The sequence below is a fragment of the Saccharothrix sp. NBAS 001 genome, from assembly GCF_056640475.1.
In genome coordinates this window covers 7,174,376-7,197,338 of the sequence record NZ_CM153251.1, presented here as the reverse complement: position 1 = coordinate 7,197,338, position 22,963 = coordinate 7,174,376, and the positions used below count along the sequence as shown (strand labels likewise).

General features: G+C 73.5%; 19 protein-coding genes. 10 read left to right on the top strand and 9 right to left on the bottom strand.

The window, feature by feature from the left end; all coding sequences use genetic code 11:
• Nucleotides 1-110 precede the first annotated feature (110 nt).
• From AC0HI0_RS31040 to AC0HI0_RS31015, 6 genes are all read left to right on the top strand, one after another.
• The gene (locus AC0HI0_RS31040; protein WP_480927051.1) at nt 111-620 is read left to right on the top strand and encodes a YbaB/EbfC family nucleoid-associated protein; all 510 of its coding nucleotides are present in this window, start codon (nt 111-113) and stop codon (nt 618-620) included.
• Complete coding sequence (locus tag AC0HI0_RS31035; RefSeq protein ID WP_480927050.1) at nt 617-934, top strand: WXG100 family type VII secretion target; 318 nt, start codon at nt 617-619, stop codon at nt 932-934. The genes AC0HI0_RS31040 and AC0HI0_RS31035 overlap by 4 nt, the downstream gene beginning before the upstream one ends.
• Nucleotides 935-958: 24 nt before the next feature.
• Nucleotides 959-7,375, top strand: a complete 6,417-nt coding sequence (locus AC0HI0_RS31030; RefSeq protein WP_480927049.1) for a WXG100-like domain-containing protein — start codon at nt 959-961, stop codon at nt 7,373-7,375.
• Complete coding sequence (locus AC0HI0_RS31025) at nt 7,338-7,808, top strand: hypothetical protein (protein WP_480927048.1); 471 nt, start codon at nt 7,338-7,340, stop codon at nt 7,806-7,808. Before AC0HI0_RS31030 ends, AC0HI0_RS31025 begins: the two co-directional genes overlap by 38 nt.
• Complete coding sequence (locus AC0HI0_RS31020) at nt 7,805-9,313, top strand: TNT domain-containing protein (RefSeq protein ID WP_480927047.1); 1,509 nt, start codon at nt 7,805-7,807, stop codon at nt 9,311-9,313. The genes AC0HI0_RS31025 and AC0HI0_RS31020 overlap by 4 nt, the downstream gene beginning before the upstream one ends.
• A gap of 83 nt (nt 9,314-9,396) precedes the next feature.
• The gene (locus tag AC0HI0_RS31015; protein ID WP_480927046.1) at nt 9,397-12,111 is read left to right on the top strand and encodes a TNT domain-containing protein; all 2,715 of its coding nucleotides are present in this window, start codon (nt 9,397-9,399) and stop codon (nt 12,109-12,111) included.
• Nucleotides 12,112-12,149: 38 nt separating this feature from the next.
• On the opposite strand, the gene AC0HI0_RS31010 is transcribed toward AC0HI0_RS31015, so the two are convergent.
• Nucleotides 12,150-12,737 (bottom strand): pentapeptide repeat-containing protein, encoded by a 588-nt coding sequence (locus AC0HI0_RS31010; RefSeq protein WP_480934429.1) that lies wholly within the window; start codon nt 12,735-12,737, stop codon nt 12,150-12,152.
• Between the two features lie 167 nt (nt 12,738-12,904).
• On the opposite strand from AC0HI0_RS31010, the gene AC0HI0_RS31005 reads away from it, so the two are divergent.
• Both AC0HI0_RS31005 and AC0HI0_RS31000 read left to right on the top strand, forming a co-directional pair.
• Nucleotides 12,905-13,894 (top strand): malate dehydrogenase, encoded by a 990-nt coding sequence (locus AC0HI0_RS31005; protein WP_480927045.1) that lies wholly within the window; start codon nt 12,905-12,907, stop codon nt 13,892-13,894.
• Nucleotides 13,895-13,955: 61 nt separating this feature from the next.
• Nucleotides 13,956-14,771: an inositol monophosphatase family protein gene (locus AC0HI0_RS31000; protein ID WP_480927044.1), complete on the top strand. Its 816-nt coding sequence runs from the start codon at nt 13,956-13,958 to the stop codon at nt 14,769-14,771.
• Here AC0HI0_RS31000 and AC0HI0_RS30995 read toward each other — a convergent pair.
• Nucleotides 14,768-15,673 (bottom strand): NAD-dependent epimerase/dehydratase family protein, encoded by a 906-nt coding sequence (locus AC0HI0_RS30995; RefSeq protein ID WP_480927043.1) that lies wholly within the window; start codon nt 15,671-15,673, stop codon nt 14,768-14,770. The two genes, AC0HI0_RS31000 and AC0HI0_RS30995, sit on opposite strands and share 4 nt — an antisense overlap.
• A gap of 79 nt (nt 15,674-15,752) precedes the next feature.
• On the opposite strand from AC0HI0_RS30995, the gene AC0HI0_RS30990 reads away from it, so the two are divergent.
• Nucleotides 15,753-16,430 carry a TetR/AcrR family transcriptional regulator gene (locus AC0HI0_RS30990; RefSeq protein WP_480927042.1) on the top strand — a complete coding sequence of 226 codons (678 nt, stop codon included), beginning with the start codon at nt 15,753-15,755 and terminating at the stop codon, nt 16,428-16,430.
• Here AC0HI0_RS30990 and AC0HI0_RS30985 read toward each other — a convergent pair.
• From AC0HI0_RS30985 to AC0HI0_RS30960, 6 genes are all read right to left on the bottom strand, one after another.
• On the bottom strand, nt 16,427-16,618 hold the full coding sequence (locus AC0HI0_RS30985) for a DUF1918 domain-containing protein (protein WP_480927041.1): 192 nt from the start codon (nt 16,616-16,618) through the stop codon (nt 16,427-16,429). The genes AC0HI0_RS30990 and AC0HI0_RS30985 overlap by 4 nt on opposite strands.
• Before the next feature lie 105 nt (nt 16,619-16,723).
• Nucleotides 16,724-17,122 (bottom strand): bacteriophage spanin2 family protein, encoded by a 399-nt coding sequence (locus AC0HI0_RS30980; protein ID WP_480927040.1) that lies wholly within the window; start codon nt 17,120-17,122, stop codon nt 16,724-16,726.
• Between the two features lie 40 nt (nt 17,123-17,162).
• Entirely contained in the window at nt 17,163-18,119 is a 957-nt protein-coding gene (locus AC0HI0_RS30975; protein WP_480927039.1) for an ABC transporter ATP-binding protein, read from the bottom strand.
• Nucleotides 18,116-18,913 carry an ABC transporter permease gene (locus tag AC0HI0_RS30970; RefSeq protein ID WP_480927038.1) on the bottom strand — a complete coding sequence of 266 codons (798 nt, stop codon included), beginning with the start codon at nt 18,911-18,913 and terminating at the stop codon, nt 18,116-18,118. Before AC0HI0_RS30970 ends, AC0HI0_RS30975 begins: the two co-directional genes overlap by 4 nt.
• Entirely contained in the window at nt 18,906-19,619 is a 714-nt protein-coding gene (locus tag AC0HI0_RS30965) for an ABC transporter permease (RefSeq protein WP_480927037.1), read from the bottom strand. Before AC0HI0_RS30965 ends, AC0HI0_RS30970 begins: the two co-directional genes overlap by 8 nt.
• Nucleotides 19,620-19,735: 116 nt before the next feature.
• Nucleotides 19,736-20,050 (bottom strand): ArsR/SmtB family transcription factor, encoded by a 315-nt coding sequence (locus AC0HI0_RS30960; protein WP_480927036.1) that lies wholly within the window; start codon nt 20,048-20,050, stop codon nt 19,736-19,738.
• Between the two features lie 79 nt (nt 20,051-20,129).
• Here AC0HI0_RS30960 and AC0HI0_RS30955 point away from each other — a divergent pair, with 79 nt between their 5' ends.
• Nucleotides 20,130-21,323: an MFS transporter gene (locus AC0HI0_RS30955; protein WP_480927035.1), complete on the top strand. Its 1,194-nt coding sequence runs from the start codon at nt 20,130-20,132 to the stop codon at nt 21,321-21,323.
• On the opposite strand, the gene AC0HI0_RS30950 is transcribed toward AC0HI0_RS30955, so the two are convergent.
• Nucleotides 21,263-22,876, bottom strand: coding sequence for a protein kinase domain-containing protein (locus AC0HI0_RS30950; RefSeq protein ID WP_480927034.1), 1,614 nt, complete (start codon nt 22,874-22,876; stop codon nt 21,263-21,265). The genes AC0HI0_RS30955 and AC0HI0_RS30950 overlap by 61 nt on opposite strands.
• Nucleotides 22,877-22,963 lie beyond the last annotated feature (87 nt).

Genomic DNA, 22,963 nt, shown 5'->3' with positions numbered 1-22,963 from the left:
GCGTCCCACTCTGCACCCGACCCCCGACAAAACCGTTACCGATATCCGTGGGAACCCGACGCGCTCGGTTAGCGTCAGCACCTCCTAGAGGCACGAGCGAGGGGACAGCTGTGACCGATCCCACCGGGCGCAGGGCCGAGTTGGAGGCCCGCAACGTCGCCATGCGCGAGCAGGTCGACACCCTCCTGGCCGAGCTGAAGACCAAGACGGCGGAACTGCGCGAGACCCAGGAGCGGGTCCAGGCGATCACCGCGACGGCGGTGTCCAAGGACGGATCGGTCCGCGCCTCGGTCGACTCCACCGGGGCGCTGACGTCGCTGGAGTTCTCCGCCAACGCGTTCGAGCGCACCACCCCGGACAAGCTCGCGCGGGTCGCCACCGAGACGGTCCTGCGGGCCGTGGCCCAGTCGCGCACCGAGCTGAACGAGGTGGTGGCACCCGCCCAGCAGGGCGGGAGCGTCGACCTGTCGGAGCTGCTGCCCGGCGTGCCGTCGCTGACCGACCTCATCCCCAAGCCGCCCGCCGTGCCGCAGCCGCCGTCGTCGACCCCGCGTCGTGCGCCCGCGCAGCAGCCCGACGACGAGGGCGGCGAGAGCTTCATGGACAGGAGTGGCTGGTGACCGGCGGCGGATTCCAGGTCGACCTGCCCGGCATGCGCCGGGGTGCGGCCCAGTTCAGCGCGTCGGGCGACGCGCTCGACGGCGTGTTCCGGCAGCTCGACGGCGCGTTGCGGGCCGAGGGCCAGTGCTGGGGCGGCGACGAGTCGGGGCAGGCGTTCGCCAAGAACTACGTGCCGAACTCGACGGCCACGCTGGACGCGTTCAAGAACCTCGCGAAGGCGTTGCAGGACATCCGGACGGGTGTGGACCAGTCGGCCGACACCTACGAGGGCGTCGACCAGGGCAACGCGACCGGGATCTCCCGGACCTACTGACGGACTTACTCAAGGGGCACTGCGGTGGGCATCGAGATCCCGAGCGAGGTCACCTGGCTCTTCCCGATCGTGGTCGGGCAGAGCTGGCCGGAGGGTGACGAGACGGCGTTGCGGCGCATGGCCGACGCCTACCGCACGGCGGCACAGGGCGTGAAGTCGGTGATCGACGAGGCCAACGGGGCCGCGTCGACGGTGATGGCGAGCCAGACCGGCGAGGCCGTCCAGCGGTTCGAGGAGTACTGGAAGAAGTTCGCCGACGGCGACCAGTCCTACCTGCCGAAGTTGCAGAAGATCTGCGAGCAGTTGGCGGAAAGCTGCGACAACACCGCGCTGGAGGTCGAGTACACCAAGCTCTCGATCATCGCGTCGCTGATCGCCCTGGCCATCGAAATCGCCGCCCTCGTCGCCGCCGCGTTCGGCACGTTCGGCGCGACCACCGCGGGCATCCCGATCGCCCAGCAGGCGACCCGCCTGATCGTCCAGTTCACCTTCCGGCAGCTGATCCTGGCGATCCTCAAAGAGGTCGCGATCTCGGTCGGCATCGACGCGGCCATCCAGGGCATCCAGATGCTCAGCGGCAACCGCAAGGACTGGGACTGGGGCAAGACCGGCGAGGCGGCCGTGTCCGGCGCGGTCTCGGGCCTGGTCGGCGGCGTGTCCGGCGGCCTGAAGTTCCAGGGCGGCGGCCTGGCGGGCCAGGTGGCCGTCGGCGCGACCCGGGGCGCGGTCGAGGGCGCGGTGTCCACGGTCGGCACGGCGGCCGTGATGGGCCAGGACATCAGCGCGCGCGACGTGCTGATGGGCGCGTCGGCGGGCGCGGTGTCGGGCGGCATCGGCGGCGCCAAGGAAGGCATCACCGTGGAAGCGCCGAGGGTGAACGTCGGCGGCCCGGACGGCCCGCCCGACCTCGGCCGCGTCGCACCGCCGCCGAGCCTGGGCAACCCCGCCGGCACCCCGGGCGGCACGCCCGGCGGCCCGACCCCGGGCGGCCCCACCGTCAACCGCGACGGCCTGAACCGCCCGGCCGGCGACTCCACCACGGCGTCCTCCGTGGCCGCCCCGCCCGCACCGGCCCCGTCGGTGGGCGCCCCGCCCCGGATCGGCGGCGGCGACGCCCCCGCGCCCGGTGGCACGCCGACCCCGTCCAGCCTGGCCGGCGCACCGCCGACCGCCCCGATCTCCCGTCCGGGCGCGGGCACGGTGCCGACGTCGCCCGGAACCGGCGGCAGCGCCCCGTCGATCAGCAACCGCCTGGGTTCCGGCGGCGTCCCGTCGTCCGCCGGCACTCCCGGCGGCACGTCCGCCGGCACGTCCCCGGGCAGCACTCCGCGCGTCCCCGGCGCTGCCGGCGCGACCCCGCACCTGACCGCCGGCGGCACCGCCCCGCTCGGCACGACACCGCACAGCACTCCGGGCGGCACTCCCGGCAACGCGGCCCACGGCACCACTCCCGGCACGGCTCCCGGCGGCACGCCCGGCGGACGCGCCGCGAGCGGACTCCCCGGCGGCGCGGGCGTGCCCGGCGGCAATTCGTTCAGCCCCGGCACGACTCCCGGCGGTTCCGGCGTGGGCACCACTCCCGGTGCCTCGGGCCACGGCACGACCGCCGGTGCCACCGGTCTCGGCACGACTCCGGGCCACGGCACCACTCCGGGCGGCTCAGGTCTCGGCACCACTCCGGGTGCCTCTGGTCTCGGTACGACTCCGGGCGGACCCGGCCACGGCACGACTCCGGGCGGCTCGGGTCTCGGTACGACTCCGGGTGCGCCCGGCCACGGCACGACTCCCGGTGCCGGACTCCCCGGCACCGGCACGCCGGGCGGCGCGACTCCCACGCCTGGCTCGACCCCTGGCAGCGGCCTCCCCGGCAGTTCCACCCCCGGCGGTCCCACGCCTGGCCTCGGCACCCCGGCCGGTTCGGTTCCCGGCGGTCCCACGCCGGGCGGACACGTCCCCGGTGCCGGCTCGATCCCCGGTGCCGGCTCGATCCCCGGTGCCGGCCCGGTCCCCGGTGGCGGCCCGGTCCCCGGTGCCGGCTCAGTGCCTGGCGCGGGTTCGGTGCCCGGTGCCGGTCCGGTGCCAGGTGCCGCCGGCGGACCTGTTCCGGGTGCGGCCCCGATCGCGGGTGCGGCTCCGACCAGCGGAGTGGCTCCGATGGCTCCGCCCTCCGGTGGTCCGGCCGGTGGTCCTGCGTCCGGTGGACCGGCTCCGGCAGGTCCGGGCGCGGGTTCGGCGGGCGGCATGGGTGCTCCCATGGCCGGTGGCGGCGGGTTCGCACCTCCTCCCGCAGGCGGTGGTGGCGGTGGCGGTGGGCGTGGGCCTTCCGCGCCGACGTCCTCCGGCTTCTTCTCCGACCCGAACCCCGGCGGTCACGACCAGACCGTGCACGGGACGGACGCGGTCAGCGCCAGCTCGATGACCGGAATGCCCGTCCAGCCGTTCCACGAGACCGGTCCCGCGCCGCAGCACAACACCCCGGTCATGCCCGAACAACGCGGCCCGTCCGCCCCTCCCGGAGGCGGGTTCGCCCAGCACCCCGGCGGTTTCGGCCCCCAGCCGGGCGGCTTCGGCCCCACCGGCCACCAGCCCGGTGCGGGCGCACCCCCGCACCAGCCCGGAGCGCACCAGCCCGGAGCAGGCTCCCAACCGACCCGCCCGGACGCCTCCGCCCCGGCGCAGCGCCCTCCGCAAGGCTCGGCTCCGACGTCCCCCCGCGCCGACCTGGGCACCGCCCCGCGCACGGACGGCCCTGCTTCCCGTGGCACGGAAACTCCCGCCTCCCGTGGCACGGACGCACCGGCATCTCGTGGCACCGACGCTCCCGCGTCCCGTGGCACGGAAAGCCCGGCCTCCCGTGGCACCGACCCGGCTGCCCGCACGGACGCCCCCGCGTCCCGAGGCACCGACACGCCGCCGACCGACTCCACCCCGCCGGCGGACCACCCGACTCCCGACCACCCGACGGCGGACCACCCGACCACGACGCCGGAAACGCCCCCGGTCGACACCACCCCGGTCGACACCACCCCGACCACCGACGGCCCCGCCACCGACCGGCCGACGCCGGCCACCGACGGCCCGACCCCGGACACGACCCCGGACGGCACGTCCCCCGACACCACCCCGAACGCGGACAGCCCCACGTCGGACACGGTCGGCGCGCCCGGTGACGAGCACTCGCCCGCCTCCAGCCACGAGTGGCCCACCGACACCACCGACCCGACCCCCGGCGACAGCACCCCGGGCGACAGCACCCCCGCTCCCGCGACGGACCCGTTCCCGCACAAGGGCGTCTGGGGCAACCCGGCCGGTGTCGTCCCCGGTTTCTCGCACGACGGCCCCTACCACTCCGTGCACGACAGCACCGGCCCGACGGACCGCGAAGTCGGCACCTACGACCAGCGCGCCGCCGCGATCATCGAGCCGACCTACCAGCCCTACGGCCCGCACGGCAGCTACCAGCCGTTCATCGACGCCCACTCCCACCCGGACGGCTCGATCGCGTGGCCCGCGAACCAGGGCGCGGACGGCCCCCGGGTCGTCGTGGAACTCCCCGCCGGCACGGTCCTGGACCGGTTCGGCAGCCCGAACGGCGACTTCCTCTCGCCGCTGCGCCCCGATGGTCAGCCCTACGGGTTCGGCGAGCGGGCGATCCTGCCCGACAGCATGGGCAAGGGCTACCACGTCTACGTCCTGGACGCCCCGCTCACCGTCGAACTCGCCCAGGTCGCCCCGGCGTTCGACCAGCCGGGCGGCGCGCGCCAGTTGCAACCGGTCGTCGACCCGGCGCTGATCGACCCGGCGACCGGCCAGATGAGCGTGCAGCGCCTGCTCGACCTGGGCGTGATGCGCGAGGTGGACGTCCCGCCGGCGGACGGCCGGGTGCTCGCGCCCGACTTCGGCACGTTCGACCGCGACGGCAACGTGCTGCGGCCGGACGCGGCGAGCGTCGCCGACGCCCAGCACGGCGCGTTCGACGACTACACCCCCGCCGAGGGGCCGGCCACGCACACGCCGAACCCCGACCTCGGCCCGGTCGCCCACAACGGCCCGATCCCGCTCGGCGAGGTGTCCCAGCGGGTCGACCAGGCGATCCGCAACAGCCAGGTCAACGACTCCGGCGTGGCCCTGCACACCGAGGACCGGCTGCGCGACCTGTCCGGCCGCATCCCCGGCACGGACGGCCACGCCCTGCTCGACGTGCACACCGACGGCGACGGCGTCCGGATCGGCGACACCCACTACACCCGGCCCGAGCTGGTCGAGCTGATCAACAACCACCCGGACCTGGCGAACCGGCCGATCACCTTCGTCGGCTGCGACGCGGGCGCGGGCGGCGAGCACTCGCTGGCCTCCTACGTGGCCCGGGAGACCGGTCAGCCGGTCACCGCGCCGGACACCCTGGCGTGGTCCGACCAGCACGGCAACCTCTACGCGAGTTCGCCGACCGAGACCGGCGGACCGAGGATCCCGCCGGACGGCGGCTGGCACACCTTCGAACCGGACGGCACCAGCACGCCGGTCGGCGAGCACGGGATGCCGCCCGGCCACGAGCCGAAGGGCGACCTGGCGACCGACGACCAGGCGCACCGGGGCCGGCAGGACATCGAGCCGCAGGTGCAGACCCCGTGGCAGGAGCCGGAGACCCGGCACCGCGAGACCGTCCGGCTGGACGAGAACCAGTCCCTGTTCGACGGCCGCGAGCTGCCCCGCGACACCCGCATCGAGGTGCAGAACCCGAACGGCGAGGTGCGCACGGTCGTGCACGTCGACGCCGACGGCAAGGTCCACGTCGACGCGATCGCGCCGAACACCCGGCACGGCGACAACCCGGAGGTCCTGCACCCCGCGCCGGACGCCCACTACCGGGTGGAGACCGGCCACCGCCAGGACGCGTTCGTGGCCAACGCCGACGGCACCCGGCAGACCACCCAGGACACGATCAGGATCGGCGGCCAGGAGGTCCCGGTCCAGCGGACGGTGATCATCGAGACGCCGCCGCCCCCGGCCAACGGCCGCGTGGTGATCGGCCAGGACCACCCGCTGGCCCCGAGGCCGGGCGAGGCGTTCACCGCCCGCGCGGACCTGCCCCGGGACACCAGGATGGAGGTCCACGACACCGACGGCAACTACCGGGGCACGGTGCAGACCGACGGGGAGGGCCGGCCGCACTGGATCGCCGCGCCGGAGTTCCTCGGCGACACCCGCAACCCGGAGGTCACCCACCCGATCGGCGGCGCGAACTACAACGTCGACCGGGGCCCGCTGCACCAGGAGTTCACCACCGACGCGAACGGCCACCCGCAGAACGCGGTGGACGGCGCCGCGCCGGACGCCCGGCACCAGCGGTCGGTGGCCGACCTGGCGCAGGGCGAGCCGTTCAGCCGGCCCGGCCAGGTGCACGACGCGAACACCGAGTTCACCGTCACCGACGAGCACGGCCAGCGGCGCGGCCGGTTCATCACCGACGACGCCGGTCACGTGGTGTTCGAGGAGACCCACTCGGGCCAGCGCAGCCGGGTGAACAACGAGATCGCCCAGGCCCCGGCGGGCGCGCACATCACCTCCGACGGCTTCTACGGGCTGGGCCGCGCCGAGCAGCCCGCGCGGACCTGGCCCGCGCCCACCGGCGGCGAGGTCCAGCTCCAGCAGGTGCGGACCAAGGTCGGCGGCGAGTACCAGTACTCGGTGCAGGTCGTGGGCGGTGTGCCGGCGCACTGGACGCCCGCGCAGGTGGCCGCGGTGACCGCGCCGTTCAACAACGCCAACCCGTTCTCGGCCCGGCCGGACCTGCCGCCGAACACCCGGTTCACCCTGGCCGACCACCAGAAGCAGGGCTACGGCACGTTCCAGACCGGCGGCGACGGCGGGGTGTCGCACCTGCACACCTTCCGCCCGTTCAGCCCGGACCTGAACCTGCCGCTGCCCAACGCCACGCTCACCGCCGACAACGGCATGTGGAAGGGCCGGACGAACGGCGACGGCGAGACCGTCGCCACCACCGGCCGGCCGGACATCTCCTCGGGCGGCGCGATCCGCCGGGACGGCGCCGCCCAGATCGAGGTCGGCAACCACGGCGAGGTCGACCACAACGGCAAGAAGCTGTCCGACGGCGGCCACCACCAGGGCAACGAGCTGGGCTTCCCGGGCGAGGCCGGCAACCAGTCGAGCCAGCAGCGCGACCAGAACCAGGGCAACGGCCGGCCGGCGTTCGTGTCCGAGCAGACCTGGCACCGGATGGAGCGGGACCGGTCGAAGTTCATCAAGGCCGGCGGTACCGTCGAGATCATCGACACCTTCGCCCTGCGCGACCCGCTCCAGCGCCACCCGCACACGTACCAGACCCGGTGGCGTGTGACGCTCGCCGACGGCACGACCGAGATCTACGTCAGGAGCTACCCGAATGAGCACAACGCAGCCCTCTGGCCCGCCGAATTCTGAGCAGCGGCACGACGAGCTGCTCCAGCGCATCGGCGGCCTGCTGCTGACCGCGGCTCCCGAGGACTTCCGGCGGATCGACCTGCTGGTGAAGATGACGGTCGCGGTGCAGGACCTGGCGCTGACGGTGTACCGGCCGGACGGCTCGACGCCGGAGGTGCTGCCGCCGGACGAGCTGACGCAGGCGTTCCAGGAGATGCGCCAGGTGCTGTACCAGCCCGGCCGGGGCGCGTGGTTCTCCTGCCGGTGCGTGGTCAACGCGCCGGTGCGGATCGACATCACCTACAACTTCGACCACGACCCGCGGTTCGAGCCGCCGGTCCCGGCCGCCGACTTCGCCCGTGACCTGCTGGTCTTCCCCCGTGACGAGGCCTTCGTCCCGGACTGGCTGCGGGCGCGGCTCGCCGAGGCCGCTACCGAGGAGCAGAACGCATGACCGCGCCGCAGTTGGACGTCGAGGACCAGAACGCGATCCTCGGCTCGGTCACCACGCTGCTGGTGCAGCGGCTGCCGGGCGACTGGGAGCAGCTGTTCGTGGACTTCCGGGTGGTCGGCCGGTACGTGGAGGCCGAGGCGTCCGGCCTGACCATGTTCGGCGGGTCGTTCCCGTGGCAGCTCCCGGACGAGGCGCTGCCGTTCTTCCTCCAGCTCCGCGAGGGCATGGCCCGCCCGGACCGGGGCACCTGGTTCTCGCTGAAGTTCCACCTGGTGCACCCGGACACGTACTCGGTGGAGTTCAACCGGGACCACGAGCCGGACTGGACGTCCCCGCCGCCCGCCGCCGCCTACGCCGACGAGCTGGAGCTGCACCCCCGGGAGAACGTGCCGGACTGGCTGCGCGCCCACCTCGGCGGCGCCGCGCCGGCCGAGCGGTCCGAGCTGATCGCCGCCCCGCTGTTCGACGGCGTGGACGCGGCGGGCGTGCCGACCCACGACCGGCCCCGGGTGCACCCGCAGGAGCTGGACGACGTCCTCGCCTACCTGGAGAACGCGCCGGTCGTGCTGGCCGCCCGGTCCTACGGCGCGGACGTGTTCAAGCCGGACGCGACGCCCGCCGTGCCGGTGTCGTTCCACACCGACGGCACCTGGGTGTGGCCCGGTGGCGTCGCCTACTACCTGCGCAACCACCAGGTCGCCCCGGTGCCGCAGCTGGTCCAGCACATCCGGGACAACGGCTACGCGGTGCCGCCGGTCGACCCGGCCGTCGAGACCGCCGCGACGGCCGTGGCCACCGGCCAGGCCGCCGGCGCGGCGCTGCCGGAGTACGCGCCCCGCGTGATCACCGACGTGGACCAGCGCGCGCTGGAGCACCTCAAGGCCCGCCTCGACCACTTCGGCGTCGGCGAGGACGAGTACGGCATCGTCGAGCCGAAGCCGGACGCCCTGGTGCTGGAGCCCGCGCCCGGCCCGGCCGGCTGGCAGGTCCAGTTCTGGGACGCCAACCGCGGCCCGCACGGCCGGCCGAAGGTCTACGAGCACGCCGTGGACGCGGCGAAGGCGCTGCTCGCCCAGCTGCTGTGGCGCGACGACCTGGACGCGGCCCGGTCCGGCGGCCAGGTGCGGGTGGTGCAGCCGGTGGCCGACATCCAGCCGATGGCCGACGAGCCGCCGCTGTCGCTGTTCCGGGACCGGGAATCCGTGGTGGTGCCGCCGGGCACCGAACTGGACCGGTTCGGCGCGGACACCGGCAACCTCGTCTACGCCGCCGGGACCATGTACGGCAACCGGTCGCTGCCACCTGATTGGCTGAATCGTCGCTACCACGTGTATCGGGTGCAGCAGCCGGTGCCCGCGCTCAAGGGCGTGGCGGTGCCGTGGTTCGGCCAGGTCGGCGGCGGCACCGGCTACTTCCTCTCGCGGTCCGTGCGCGACCTGCTGGCCGATGGCAGCCTGGTCGAGGTGGCCGAGGCGAGCACGGAGCCCCCGGCACCGAAGGTCTAGTTCCGGTCGCACCCCGTGGTTCGTCCGTTCGGCGCAGCGGGGTCAGGTGCGGCCACGGGGAGTCGCGGGGGAAGATGTTGCACGTGTCCGAGCCGAAGCCGTTGAACCCGACCGAGCAGGATGCGCTGGTCAAGCAGATCGGCCTGACGCTGATGCGTGCCGCACCGGATGACTGGCGGCACGTGACGGCGGAGTACCGGGCGACCGGTCGGTACGCCGAACTGGTCGCCGAGGTGCGGTCGGCCGACGGCACCATGCGCGTCTGGTCCCCGCCGCAGGACGTGGCGGCGCTGTTCGCGCGCCTGCGTGCGGGCATGTACCGGGAGGGCCGGGGCAGCTGGTCCAACGCCCGCTACCAGCTCGACCACCCGTCCAGCTACAACCTGGACTTCGACCGCGCGGAGCCCGCGTGGCAGGCGCCACCGCCGCCGCAGGCGTACGTGGACGAGATGCGGTTCTTCCCGCGCACGGACGAGAACGTGCCGGACTGGCTGCGCCGCAGGCTGGCCCAGGCCCCGGTGCCGCCGCCGGCCCCGCCGCAGCAGCAGCCACCGCGCGGGTTCCGCACGGCCCGGGTGTTCGACGGCGCGGGCCCCGGCGGCCGGCCCTCGGTGAACCGGCCGCCCGTGCCGGAGGCCGAGCGCGACCTGCTGCTGGACTACCTGGACCGCGCGCCGGTCGCGGTGGTCGGCCGGGGCTTCGACGCCGACGTGCTCAACCCGGACGCGCCGGCCGTGGTGCCGGTGGCGTTCCAGACCGACGGCCACTGGATCTGGCCCGCCGCGGTGGGCTACTACCTGCGCGCGTACGGCGTGCCGCCGGAGCCGGAGCTGGTCGAGCGGGCCAAGGCGAACGACTACGAGCTGCCCGAGGTCTCCGAGGACGCCCGGGTCGCCGCCGCCGCGAACCTGGGCGCACCCGCCGCGCCGCGCGACACCGCGCTGCCGGTGGCCGAGGTCGCCGAGCCCGAGCCGTTCGGCGCGGACCGGGAGTTCGACGGCCGCGAGTTCGAGAGCCGGGAGTTCGAGGGGCAGCGGTACGACGAGCCCGCGTTCGCCGAGCAGGACGAGCCGGTCGAGGTGGGCGCGACGGTCGCCGCCCCGCTGCCCGAGCTGCTCGCCGACGACGACGAGGCCGGCGCGCCCTCCCCCGCGGAGGAGACCGCGAACCTGACCGAGCTGAAGCCCGACGTGGTGGAGTACGCCCAGGACGGCCCGCCGTACCGGGTGCGGTTCGAGGAGGACGGCCCGGTCATCGACGACCGGTACCGGCGCGAGTCCTACGTGGACGGCATGGACCTGTTCGCGCCGGTCACCACCTACGACCGCGAGCCGGACGAGGCCGAGCAGGGCGACACCAGGGCGTGGAGCCCGTTCGCGGACGAGGAGGTCGCGGCCGAGCCCGCGCAGCACTCCGCCGAGGCCGCCGACGAGCCCGTGGTGGAGGAGCCGACCGAGGACGACCCGGACCTGGCGGACGTGCCGCTCGCCGAGGTCGCCCCCGAGGCGGGCGCCGGCGGTCGGACCGCGGAGTTCGAGGTCGACCAGGAGGAGCGGTTCCACGAGCGCTCCGACTTCGACCACCAGCAGCCCTTCGTCGAGCAGCAGCCGTTCGCGGATCAGCAGCCCTTCGCCGAGCAGCAGTACGCCGAGCAGCCCCGCTTCGAGGACCACCCGTTCGAGGAGCAGCCCCGCTTCGACGACCGCCCCCGGTTCGAGGACCAGCCCCAGCACCAGGCCCAGTTCGTGGACGAGCACTACGACGAGCCCGCCCACGCCCACAGCCACGAGCCGGCGCACGGCGTCGACCACGAGCACGAGCACGAACTCGCCCACGAGCAGCACGAGCCCGAGCCCGAGGTGGTCGAGCCCCGGCAGGTCACCCAGGACGAGGAGCGCGAGCTGACCGGCGTGCGCCGGGCGCTGGACGAACTCGACGTGCCGCCCGCCGCGTACCGCTTCGGCGAGCCGGTCGACCGCACGTGGGTGCTGCGCACCGAGGGGCAGGACTGGGAGGTGGCGTGGTTCGACCACGGCCCCACCAACCCGGTCCGCTTCGAGCGGGTCGAGGACGCCGCCGCGTACCTGATCGGCAAACTCGTCCTCACCGGTCGCCGAACACCGCGCCCGCTGCCGCCGCCCCCGCCGCGCAACCAGCCGCCGCGCCCGCAACCCGCCGAGGGCTTCCGCGAGGAGCCCCCGCGCCCGCCGGTCAACGACGGCTTCCGCGACGAGCCGCCGCGCCCGCCGGTCAACGACGGGTTCCGCGAGGAACCGCCCCGCCCGCCGGTCACCCCGCCGGTCAACGAGGGCTTCCGCGAGGAGCAGACCCGCCCGGCCGCCGAGGGCTTCCGGGAGGAGCCGCCGCGCCCGCCCGCGAACAACGGCTTCCGCGACGACCGCCGCCCGGCCGTGCCGGAACGGCCCGAGCCGCCCAAGTCGCGCAGCTGGCCGATCACCCCGATGAACGGCGAGCCGCCGCTCACCCTGTTCCGCCACAAGCAGATGGTGGAACTCCCGGTGGGCATGGAGGTCGACCGCTTCGGCGACGGCGCGGGCAACCTGGTCTACGCCGCGGGCACGCCGTTCGCGGAGCGCTCGCTGGTCCCGTCCTGGATCAACCGCCCGTACCGGGTGTACCGCCTGCGCCGCGCGGTCGAGGTGCTGACCGGCGTGGCCGTGCCGTGGTTCGAGCAGCCCGGCGGCGGCACCGCCTACCTGATGCCGAAGTCGGTGGAGGACATGCTGGCCGACGGCGTGCTGGTGGAGGTCGCGAACCAGGAGGCCCCCACCCACTGACCGCCCCCGGTGGGCCCGGCACCCGGGCCCACCGCCGGTCAGTCCACCCGCAGGCCGTGCGCGGCGGCGAAGGCGATCGCGGTGTCCACGTCGATCCGCGCTCCGCGCAGGTCGGCGGCGACCAGGCCGTCCGCGCCCAGCCGCGCCCCGCGCAGGTCGGCCCCGTCGAACTTGCACGCGCGCAGCCGCGCGCCGGTCAGGTCGGCGTCGCGCAGGTCGGCGTCGCGCAGGTCCGCCCCCTCGAAGTTGGCTTCCCGCAACCGCAACCCGCGCAGCGACGCCTTGCGCAGCAGCGCGCCGGACAGCCCGACCAGCGTGAGGTCGGTCTCCTCCAGCAGCACGGTCCGCAGCCCGCACTCCACGAACACCGACCCGAGCAGCGTGCACGACCGGAACGCCGCCGAGGCGAGCACCGCGCGGTCGAACCGGCACGAGCGGAACGCGGCGGCGGTGTGCGAAGAGTCACCCAGGTCGGTCCGGTCGAACTTGCACTCGGTGAACGTGCAGCCCGACGTCACCAGTCCCCGCAGGTCGGCTTCGGTGAAGTCGCACCGCAGGAAGGTCCGCCCCTCCCACCGCTGCCCGGCCAGCACGGCGTCGCTGTAGTCCTCGTCGGCCTCGATGATGTCCACTGTCACACCTTGTCATCGTTCAGCGGTTGGTAACCTCACCGCGTCGGGCAAACCCGCCCGATGCGCCGGTCCCGGAGTAGAGACCGCCGCTGACAGGTGCAGCCTGCCTAGTGGTCGTGCCCGAGGACTGAAGCCAGTTCGATCGTCATTCGGGAAGGCTCATGACCCGCACGCCCGTGAACGTCACCGTCACCGGTGCGGCCGGCCAGATCGGCTACGCACTGCTGTTCCGCATCGCCTCCGGCCACCTGCTGGGCCCCGACGTGCCGGTCCGCCTGCGCCTGCTGGAGATTCCGCAGGCCGTGAAGGCCGCCGAGGGCACCGCGATGGAGTTGGACGACTGCGCGTTCCCGCTGCTGTCCGGCATCGACATCACCGACGACGCCAAGACGGCGTTCGACGGCGTGAACGTCGCCCTGCTGGTCGGCGCCCGCCCGCGCAGCAAGGGCATGGAGCGGGGCGACCTGCTGGAGGCCAACGGCGGCATCTTCAAGCCGCAGGGCGAGGCGATCAACGCGGGCGCGGCGGACGACGTGCGCGTGCTGGTGGTCGGCAACCCGGCCAACACCAACGCCCTCATCGCGCAGCGGCACGCGCCGGACGTCCCGGCCGAGCGGTTCACCGCGATGACCCGCCTGGACCACAACCGGGCGCTGTCGCAGCTCGCCAAGAAGCTCGGCGTCACGGTGACCGACATCAAGAAGCTCACCATCTGGGGCAACCACTCGGCCACCCAGTACCCGGACCTGTTCCACGCCGAGGTCGGCGGCCGCAACGCGGCGCAGGCCGTGGACGACCAGGCCTGGCTGGAGAACGAGTTCATCCCGACCGTCGCCAAGCGCGGCGCGGCGATCATCGAGGCGCGCGGCGCGTCCTCGGCGGCGTCGGCGGCCAACGCGGCCATCGACCACGTCCACACCTGGGTCAACGGTACCGACGAGGGCGACTGGACGTCGGCCGCGGTCGTGTCGGACGGCTCGTACGGCGTGCCGGAGGGCCTCATCTCGTCGTTCCCGGTGACGGCGAAGGACGGCAGGTACGAGATCGTGCAGGGCCTGGAGATCGACGAGTTCTCCCGCGCCCGCATCGATGCCTCGGTGGCCGAGCTGGTCGAGGAGCGCGACGCGGTCCGGGGCCTGGGCCTCATCTGAGTTCTTCCCGACACGGGGGAGCCTCCACCACCGGGGGCTCCCCCGTGGCATGTTCGGGAGCGTGACGAAGAACCCGTGGCCCGTCCCGGAACCCCAGCTGCCCCAAGACGTGCACCCGGCGCTGGCCGCCGCCGTGCGGGCCGCCTCCCGCGCCTACCAGGAAGCCCGCCAGCTGCACACCCGCGCCGAGCTGCGCGAGGAGGTCGCGGACGGCGCGGACGGCACCCCGACCATGCGGGTCGACGCGATCGTGGAGGGCGCGATCCTGGAGGCGGCCGAGGCCGCCGGCGTGAACCTGCTGTCCGAGGAGGCCGGGTTCGTGGACCACGGCTCGGCCGCGACGCTGGTGGTCGACCCGGTGGACGGTTCGGCGAACGCGGCCGCCGGCGTCCCGCTGTCGTGCTTCGCCGGGGCCCTGGTGATCGACACCGTGCCGGTGGAGGCGTTGACGGTCTGGTTCGACACCGGCCGCGCCTGGTCGGCGAAGGCGGGCAAGCCGACGCCGTTCCGCACGTCCGGCCGGACCGGGCTCAAGGGCGCGTCGATCTGCCTGATGCGCCCCAAGCGCGGCACCGAGCAGGCGTGGACGCGGTTGGCCGACACCGCCGACCGGATCCGCATCCTGTCCACGACGTGCCTGGAGACGATGTTGGTGGCGGAGGGCTCGGTGGACGCGTTCGCGGACCCCGGCTCGGACACCCACCGGCTGATGGACCTGATCGCGGCCCTGGTCACCGTGCCCGCCGCCGGTGGCGCGCTGCTGGACCTGCGCGGCCGGCCGCTGGAGTTCGACCTCGACCTGTCCCGCCGCTGGTCCGGCATCGCCGCCGCCACCCCGGCCCTGGCCGACGAGCTGATCGCCACGGTCCTCGGTTAGCCCCGGTACCACTCGGCGGTCCGGGCGATCGCCTCCTCGTGCGGGGTCACCGGCAGCGGTCCGAACGTGCCCTCGAACGCCGAGTGGTCCACCACCCACGGCCTGGTGCGCTGGTGGTCGAGTTCGCCCATGCCCCGCAGCCGCCGGTCGAACAGCGCGCCGAGCGCCACGGTCGCCTTCGGCAGCCGCAGCGGCGTGCGGGGGTCGTCCAGCACCCGCCCGGCCAGCGCGACGAACTCGCGCACGGTCAGCGTCTCGGCGGCCGGCGTGTGCCACACCCGGCCGTCGGCGCGCTCGTCGTCGCCCAGCACGATCTGCGCGCGGGCGGTGTCACCCAGGTAGGCGAAGGTGTGCGGCACGTCCAGCGGCCCGAACCACATCGCCCGCTTGCCCAGGGCCATCGGCTTGAGCACCAGCTCGCCGGGCAGCGACCCGACGCCGCCCGGCCCGTAGTAGTCGCTCGACCGGGCGAGCACGACCGGCACGGACGCCTTCCGCAAACGCTTGCCCAACGCGCTGCGCAGCTTCTCCTTGGGCCCGACCGGGCGTTCGGGGGTCTGCTCGGTCAACGGCCCCGACACCGGCCCGTACGCGTACAGGTTGTCCGCCAGCACGAGCTTCGCCCCGGCCGACTCCGCCGCGGCGACGGCGTTGCCGAACAGCGTCGGCAGGGTGTCCGCCCACGACGTGTAGGGCACGTTCGCCGCGAGGTGCACCACGGACGCGCCGCGCGCGGCCTTGACGGCGGCCTCCCGGTCCAGCAGGTCCGCCCGCACGTCCTCGGTGCCCTCGGGCACGCCGCCGGACCGCGTCACCGCGCGGACCTCGCGCCCGTCGGCGGCCAACTGCCGGGCGATCTCCCGTCCGATACCCCGACCCGCACCCAGCACGACCACCGTCATGACAGCTCCCCTGATTGCCTCTTACTGACGTTAGAAGTTCTAACACAAGTTAGAGTGTCTTTGTCAAGGGAGGTTGGACGTGACCACGACCCGGCGTGAGCGGTACCGCGAGGAGACGAGGGACGAGGCGAAGCGCATCGCGCTGGGGCAGCTCGCCGACCTGGGCGTCGAGGGCGTCTCGGTCAACGCCATCGCCAAGCGCATGGGCATCACCGGTCCCGCGCTCTACCGGTACTTCAAGAACCGCGACGACCTGCTCACCGAACTCATCCGGGACGCGTGGCGGGACCTGGCGGAAGCGGTCGAGGCGTCCGTGCGGCGGACTCCGGGCCTACCGCCGCGCGAGCGCGTGCACGGGTTCGCGCAGGCGTTCCGGGACTGGGCCGTCGGCCAGCCGCACCGCTACCTGCTGCTGTTCGGCTCGCCGCTGCCCGGCTACCACGCGCCGGCGGACACCATCGCCCTCGCGCACCGCACGATGAGCGCGTTCATCGGCGTGCTCGCCGAGGCCCACCAGACCGCTGCGGCCCCCGCCGACCCGGGCGGCTCGACCGGCCTGGACGGGCAGTTGGCGACCTGGGCCCGGTCGCGCGGGGAGGGCGAGGTCGACCCCGCCGTGCTGCTCACCGCGCTGCGCGCGTTCACCAGGCTGCACGGCGTGCTCAGCCTGGAGGTGTCGGGCCAGTTCGGCCCGATGGGGTTCGACCCGGCGCTGCTCTACCGCGCCGAGGTGGATTCACTGGTCGCCGGCGGCTAGTCGCCCCGGCGGGGCTCCACCAGGCTGTCCGGGCCGGGGTAGACCAGCCCTTCGTGACCGTCGGAGAAGCGGACCAGGTACGGCGGCGCACCCTCCTGCCCGCGGACTTCCAGGATCTCGCCGATGTGCTCGTCGAGACCCACCGCGCGGCTGTGGACGTGCAACCGGTCGCCTGCTGTCGCGTGCATCTGCAACACCTCCGGTGCATCCCAGAGTAGGACGGTTCCGAAGGTACCGACAGCCCGGCATTTCCGCTCAACGAAGCCATTCCGCGCGACGGGGCCCGGCCCGGGTCAGCTGCCGCAGGCGGTGGCCAGCTTCGCGGCCTGGTCGAGCTTCTTCTGCGTCCAGTCGGCGAGCTTGCTCGGGTCCACGTCGCTGAGGGTCACGTTGGACATGGTGTCGGCGACGCCGTTGATGGCGTCCCGGATCGTCGCGTCGCCCGCCTTCTCGGCGAGCTTGCCCAGCTCCTCGGCCTTGGCCTTGGTCTCGTCCACGGCCTTCTGCGGGTCGGTCGCGCTGGGCGTGAACCCGGCCAGCGACACCGCGTCCGCGCACAGCTTGACCTTGTCGATCGCCTGCCCGGCCTGGTTGGCCGCGTCGGCGGCGTCCTGCACCGCGCCGCAGGCGGACAGCGCGCCGACGAGACCCAGTGCCAGCAGGGTGGCGGCGACGGGACGACCTGCGCGCATGACTTCTCCTCGGGTGGGAACGTGACCGTTTCGTCCGACTCTACCGACGCGCGTACAACCGGCGCACCACATCGTCGATCTCCGGTTCCTCGACCACCAGGTCGTGCACGTCGGCCCGGGTCGCGACGGCCGAGATCAGTGCCGCCGCAGTGGTTTCCGCCCGGCTGAAGGTGAGGTGCTGTCGCAATCCGCCCAGCTCCACGCGCACCGAGACGACCCCCGCCAAGCCCTCCAACGGCTCGGCGGGCGTCTCCAGGTCCACCACCAGCACGCGCTCGGGCGCGACCTCGGAACGCAGCTCCTCCAACGGCCCGTCCGCCAGCACGGTGCCCCGGTCGATCACCACCAGCCGGGGGCAGAGCCGCTCGATGTCGTCCAGGTCGTGGGTGGTGAGCAGCAACGTGGTGCCGCGCGTGGTGTTCAGCTCGGCGAGGAACTCGCGCAGCCGTTCCTTGGACTCCAGGTCGAGCCCGATGGTCGGCTCGTCGAGCACCAGCAGCTCCGGGCCGTGCAGCAGGGCCGCGGTCACCTCGCCGCGCATCCGCTGGCCCAGCGAGAGCTGCCGGACCGGGGTGTCCAGGAACGCGGCCAGCTCCAGCAGCCCGACGCACTCGTCCAGCCGGCGGGTGAAGTCCGCCGCCGGCACCCGGTAGATCGCGCGCAGCAGGTCGAAGCTGTCGCGCAGCGGCAGGTCCCACCAGAGCTGGCTGCGCTGTCCGAACACCACGCCGATCCGGCGCGCCAGCTCGCGCCGCGACCGGGACGGGTCGACGCCGGACACCCGGACGTGCCCGGAGGTCGGCACCAGGATCCCGGTGAGCACCTTGATCGTGGTGGACTTGCCGGCCCCGTTCGGGCCGACGTAGCCGACCGCCTCGCCGGCGGCCACGTCGAAGCTCACCGCGTCGACCGCCCGCACGGTCCGCCGGGTGCGCCGGAACCGCCCGGTCTTGCTCGTCACGGTGAACTCGCGGCGCAGGTCGCGCACTTCGATCATGACCCGGTCCCTCGGTAGTGGCGGACGGCGAAGCGCCACACCAGCCCGGCCGCGCCGGCGGCGGCGAGTGCGACGAGAGGCGAGATCCAGCCCAGGAAAGCGGGGCCGCCCAAGGGGTCCGGGCGGTCCAGCAGGGCCAGTGCGGGGTAGTAGGCGACGAACGCGCCGGGGATCACGAACGCCATGACCCGGCGCAGCCAACCGGAGTAGATGTTGATCGGGTAGGAGGCGAACGCGTTGCCGCCGTAGGTGACGCTGTTCGCCAGCTCCTGCCCCTCCACCAGCCAGAAGCACACCGCGCAGGCCGCCACCCACACCGAGGAGAAGATCACCGCCCCGGCCGCTGGTGCGACGACGACCAGCAGGGCGGTCCACGGCGACCACGCGATGTCGTTGTGCGCCAAGGCGAAGACCAGCGCGCCCAGCCCCGTGACGATCCGCCCGACCCGGTGCAACCGGACGTCGGACACCGCGATCTGCGGGAGGGTTCCCAACGGGCGCACCAGGAGCACGTCGAACTGGCCGGTCCGGATGTAGCGCGGCAGCTCGTTGAGCTGGCCCGCCGCGGTGTCCGCCGCGCCGAACGCCACCGACGCGATCGCGTACATCAGCACGACCTCGGTCGAGGAGAACCCGCCCAGCGCGTCGACCTGGGTGAACAGCACCAGGATCACCACCAGCTCGGCGCCCTGCGCGAGCACCTGGGACGTGCAGTACAGCAGGAACGAGGCCCGGTAGGAGAGCTGGCCGCGCAGCCGGGCGGCGATCAGCCTGGGGTAGATGCGCTCACCCACCGTGCACCACCACCTTGCGCACCGCGCGCCCGAGCACCAGGTGGCCGGCGGCGGCCAGGGCGGCCACCCAGAACACCTGGTGCGCCAGCGTGGTCCACTGTGGACCGTGGCCCATCCAGACGTCGATCGGGCCCTGGATGATCGCCGGGAAGGGCGTGGCCCACAACAGGGCCCGCGCCCAGTCGGGGAAGAAGGCCAGCGGCAGCGCGAGCCCGCACAGCACGCTGGACATGACCGACCAGAGGCTCATCACGCCCTGGTTGTCCAGCAGCCAGAAAGTGCTCGCGTTCAACAGGAATCGCACGCCGAAACTCACGGTGAGGGCCAGCAGCGCGCTGAGCGCGAACACCGGCCACGCGGCCGGTTCGGGCCAGTGGAAGGGGAAGACGAGCGCACCGATCGCGACCGGCGGCACGAACCGGACCAGGACCGAGTACCCGGCGCGGCCGAGGTCCGTGGCGAACAGCGCGGCCTGGAGGTGCCACGGCCGGTAGAGGTCGACCACCACGTCACCGCTGCGGACCCGTTCGGCCAGCGCGTTGTCGCCCCAGAGTTGCACGAACGCCATCAGGCCCTGCCCGACCCACACGTAGGCCACGGCCGTGGGCACGTCGTAGCCCGCCTTGGGCGCGGCGCCCACCACCGCGACCATCACCGCGGTGCGCAGCAGGCCGAAGGTGGTGTTCGCGGCGAGGCCGGCGAACATCGCTTGTCGATAGGTGGAATAACGGCGGAATCCGGCGAGCGCAAGCTGCCCGTAAGCGCGCACGTCTTACTACCCTAGGAATGACCGCAAATCATTTTGCGCCGCGTCCGCCGTCGTCAGCGGGGCGCGGCGAGCACGCCGGTGAGCAGCCCCGGGTAGAGCGCGTCCAGGTCGTCCCGGCGCAGGCTGCTGATCCGGGAGGTGCCGCGCGGCCGCACGAAGACCACGCCCGCTTCGCGGAGCGTGCGCACGTGGTGGGTCAGGGTGGAGGGGCTGATGCCGAGTTCCATCAGGCCGCACGAGATGCCGTCCGGGCGGTTCGCGAGTTCGCGGACGATCCGCAGCCGCACCGGGTCCGCGAGGGCGTGCAGCACCGCCTCGATCCGGATCTCGTCGCGTTCGGGGTGCGGCAGCGTCTGCATGGCACCCATGGTACGAGAAGTATCGAATTTTGATGATCCTCGTAGTACGGTTCGCGTCGAACCAACACTCGATCGGGGGAATCGATCAATGTCAGCCCGCACCTACCTGCTCACCGCCGGGGCGTTCGCCATCGGCACGAGCGGGTACATCGTCTCCGGCGTCCTGCCCGCCGTGAGCCGGGAACTGAACGTCACGCACGCCACGGCGGGCCAGCTCCTCACCGCGTTCGCCATCGCCTACGCCGTGTCGTCACCGCTGCTCGCCGCCCTCACCGGCCGGTGGGAGCGGCGCACCCTGCTGGTGGCGGCGCTGGCCGTGTCGGCGGTGGGCAACCTGGCCGCCGCCCTCGCCCCGAACTACCCGCTGCTGCTGGCCGCCCGCGTGGTGAGCGCGCTCGGCGCGGCGGTCTACACGCCCGGCGCGGTCCTCGTGGCGACCGTGCTCAGCCCGCCCGATCGCCGCGGCCGCGCCGTCGCGCTGGTCTTCGGCGGGTTGACGTTCTCGCTGGTCCTGGGCGTGCCGGCGGGCAACCTGCTGGGGGAGCCGCTGGGCTACCAGGGCGTTTTCGGACTGATCGCCGCGGTCACCGCGCTGGCCGCCGTCGCCGTCCGGCTCGGGCTGCCCGCGGTCGAGGCCCCGCCCACCGTCGCCCTGCGCGAGCGCTTCGCACCGGCCGCCAACCGCCGGGTCGTGATGGTGCTGGCGCTGACCGTGCTCGCCTGCCTGTCGGTGTTCGCGGTGTTCAACTTCATCGCGCCCCTGCTCACCGCGACCGCGCACGTGGAAGGCGTGGCGATCAGCCTGCTGCTGGTCGCGTACGGCGTCGGCGGCGCGTTCGGCAACTGGGCCGGCGGGCGGCTCGCGGACCGGTTCGACACCCGGAAGCTGCTGGTGGTGCTGTTCAGCTGCTTCACGGTCGTGCTCGCCACCCTGCCGCTGACCATGTCGACGGTGGTCGGCGCGGCGCTCGCGCTGTTCGTGTGGGGCGCGCTGACGTGGTCGGCCAACCCGCCCATCCAGTCGTGGCTGATCGAACTGGCGCCCGCCAACAGCGGCCTGCTGCTCTCGCTCAACGCGTCCGCGATCTACCTGGGCGTGGGCCTGTCCGGCGTGGTCGGCGGCCTGGTGATCAGCTGGGTCGGCCTGCTGCCGCTGGCCCCGATCGCAGCGTCCCTGGCGGTGGTCGCGCTGGTGCTGCTGGTGTTCGCGCTCAGGCCGGTTCAGGACCCGAAGGCGCTGGTCGTGACCTCGCCCTCGGCGGGGTCCTTCGCGAAGCAGTGAAAGTAGTTCCGGCTGCCGTCGCTGAACGCCACGGCGGTGATCTCCCAGGACGAGGTGTCCACGGCGGGGCGGGTGTTGGCCTTCATCACCTCCGCCGTGCACACGTTCTTGACCTCGGGCGCTTTGACGAACTCGTCGTTGTCGACCTGGGGGATCGCCCCGGACAGCCAGCCGCCGGAGAACGCCTCCCAGTAGTGCGGGGTCGAGCAGTCACCCGCGCGCCGGGCCGACGCCGCCTGGCCGCCGATCGACGTGACACCGTGGTAGCAGGTGGATTCGGCGATGCAGTAGCCGGTGCCGCAGGACTTGAGCCGGGGCGGCACGGTCTCCAACGCCTCACCGCTGGACGAGGGGTTCCCGCTCCCGGCGTTGGTCTGCCCGGCACCGGCGTTCTCCCGGCTGAACCACCACACCCCACCGGCCACCGCGATGGCCAACACCGCGACGACCGCGACGAGCGCCCCCGGCGTGCGCTTGGGCGGGGTCATTGGTCCGGAGTTCGCGTAGTGGACGGGCGGCCCGGAGTACTGCTGGTACTGCGGCGGCCCCGACTGCGCGTACTGGGCCCCGTACGGCGGCCCCGACGCAGCCTGCATCACCGGCTGCGGCCCTGACGCAGGCTGCAGCACCGGCAGAGGCCCCGAACCCGGCTGCTGCACCACGGGCTGCGCCCCCGGAACCACAGGCGGACCGCCCTGGTACTGGCCCTGCTGCTGGCCCCCGTGCTGCTGGCCCCCTTGCTGGTGAGCCCCTTGCTGGTGAGCCTTCAACTCGTCCCGGAGCTGCGCCGCACTCCCCGTCCGGTAGGAGATGTCCGGGACGAGCGCGCGGACGATCGTCTCGTGGAGGTCCTGGGGAACACCCGCCACCAGCGGAACCGGCGAGCGCAGCACCTCCCCGAGGTGGTCGAACGACTCGATGGGCCACGGCACGGGCCGGGGCGGCTTGCCCGCGAGCAGGTCGTACAGCGTCGCAGCCAGCGAGTACACGTCAGCTGCGGGCGTGGGCTGGGCCATCGCGAACGCCTCGGGCGAGGCGTAGCTGGGGCTCAACGCGTCCCGCGTGACGGTGGAGCTGCCCTCGGCGTCCAACAGCGCGGCCAGCCCGAAATCGGCGAGCTTGGCGGTCCCGTACCGGTCGAGCAGGATGTTGCCGGGCTTGATGTCGCGGTGCAGGACACCTTCGGCGTGCGCGGCGGCCAACGCGTCGGCGAGCTGGATCCCGATCTGGCGGACCCGCTCGGCGGGCAGCGGCCCGTCCCGCCGGATCAGATCGGCCAGCGACCCGCCCGTGCACAGCTCCATCACCAGGTAGGGAGTCCCCTGAGGGGTGAAATTGGCGTCGTGCACGGACACCACGTGCGGATGCCCGGACAACCGGGCGGCAGCCTGCGCCTCCCGCAAGAACCGCCGCCGATCCCGCTCGGTCTGGAGGACGCGGTTGTCGATCTTGACAGCGACGTCCCGCCCCAACTGGACCTGACGGGCCCGGTAGACGGTGGCGAACCCGCCCTGCCCCAAAGGTGTGAGATCAGCCAATCCCGGCAACTGCACGCGGCGACTCTAACCCGAAGGACTGACACCCCAGCCGAGGCGCTCACCACTCACGCGCCCCTCCGTCCCCCTCTCGGTGCCCCCTCT

Bases quoted from the DNA above. Each gene is read 5' to 3' on its own strand.
- AC0HI0_RS31025 (WP_480927048.1), top strand. From the start codon at position 7,338: ATGAGCACAACGCAGCCCTCTGGCCCGCCGAATTCTGAGCAGCGGCAC.
- AC0HI0_RS31020 (WP_480927047.1), top strand. From the start codon at position 7,805: ATGACCGCGCCGCAGTTGGACGTCGAGGACCAGAACGCGATCCTCGGC.
- AC0HI0_RS31005 (WP_480927045.1), top strand. From the start codon at position 12,905: ATGACCCGCACGCCCGTGAACGTCACCGTCACCGGTGCGGCCGGCCAG.
- AC0HI0_RS30995 (WP_480927043.1), bottom strand. From the start codon at position 15,673: ATGACGGTGGTCGTGCTGGGTGCGGGTCGGGGTATCGGACGGGAGATC.
- AC0HI0_RS30985 (WP_480927041.1), bottom strand. From the start codon at position 16,618: ATGCACGCGACAGCAGGCGACCGGTTGCACGTCCACAGCCGCGCGGTG.
- AC0HI0_RS30980 (WP_480927040.1), bottom strand. From the start codon at position 17,122: ATGCGCGCAGGTCGTCCCGTCGCCGCCACCCTGCTGGCACTGGGTCTC.
- AC0HI0_RS30975 (WP_480927039.1), bottom strand. From the start codon at position 18,119: ATGATCGAAGTGCGCGACCTGCGCCGCGAGTTCACCGTGACGAGCAAG.
- AC0HI0_RS30965 (WP_480927037.1), bottom strand. From the start codon at position 19,619: ATGTTCGCCGGCCTCGCCGCGAACACCACCTTCGGCCTGCTGCGCACC.
- AC0HI0_RS30960 (WP_480927036.1), bottom strand. From the start codon at position 20,050: ATGGGTGCCATGCAGACGCTGCCGCACCCCGAACGCGACGAGATCCGG.
- AC0HI0_RS30955 (WP_480927035.1), top strand. From the start codon at position 20,130: ATGTCAGCCCGCACCTACCTGCTCACCGCCGGGGCGTTCGCCATCGGC.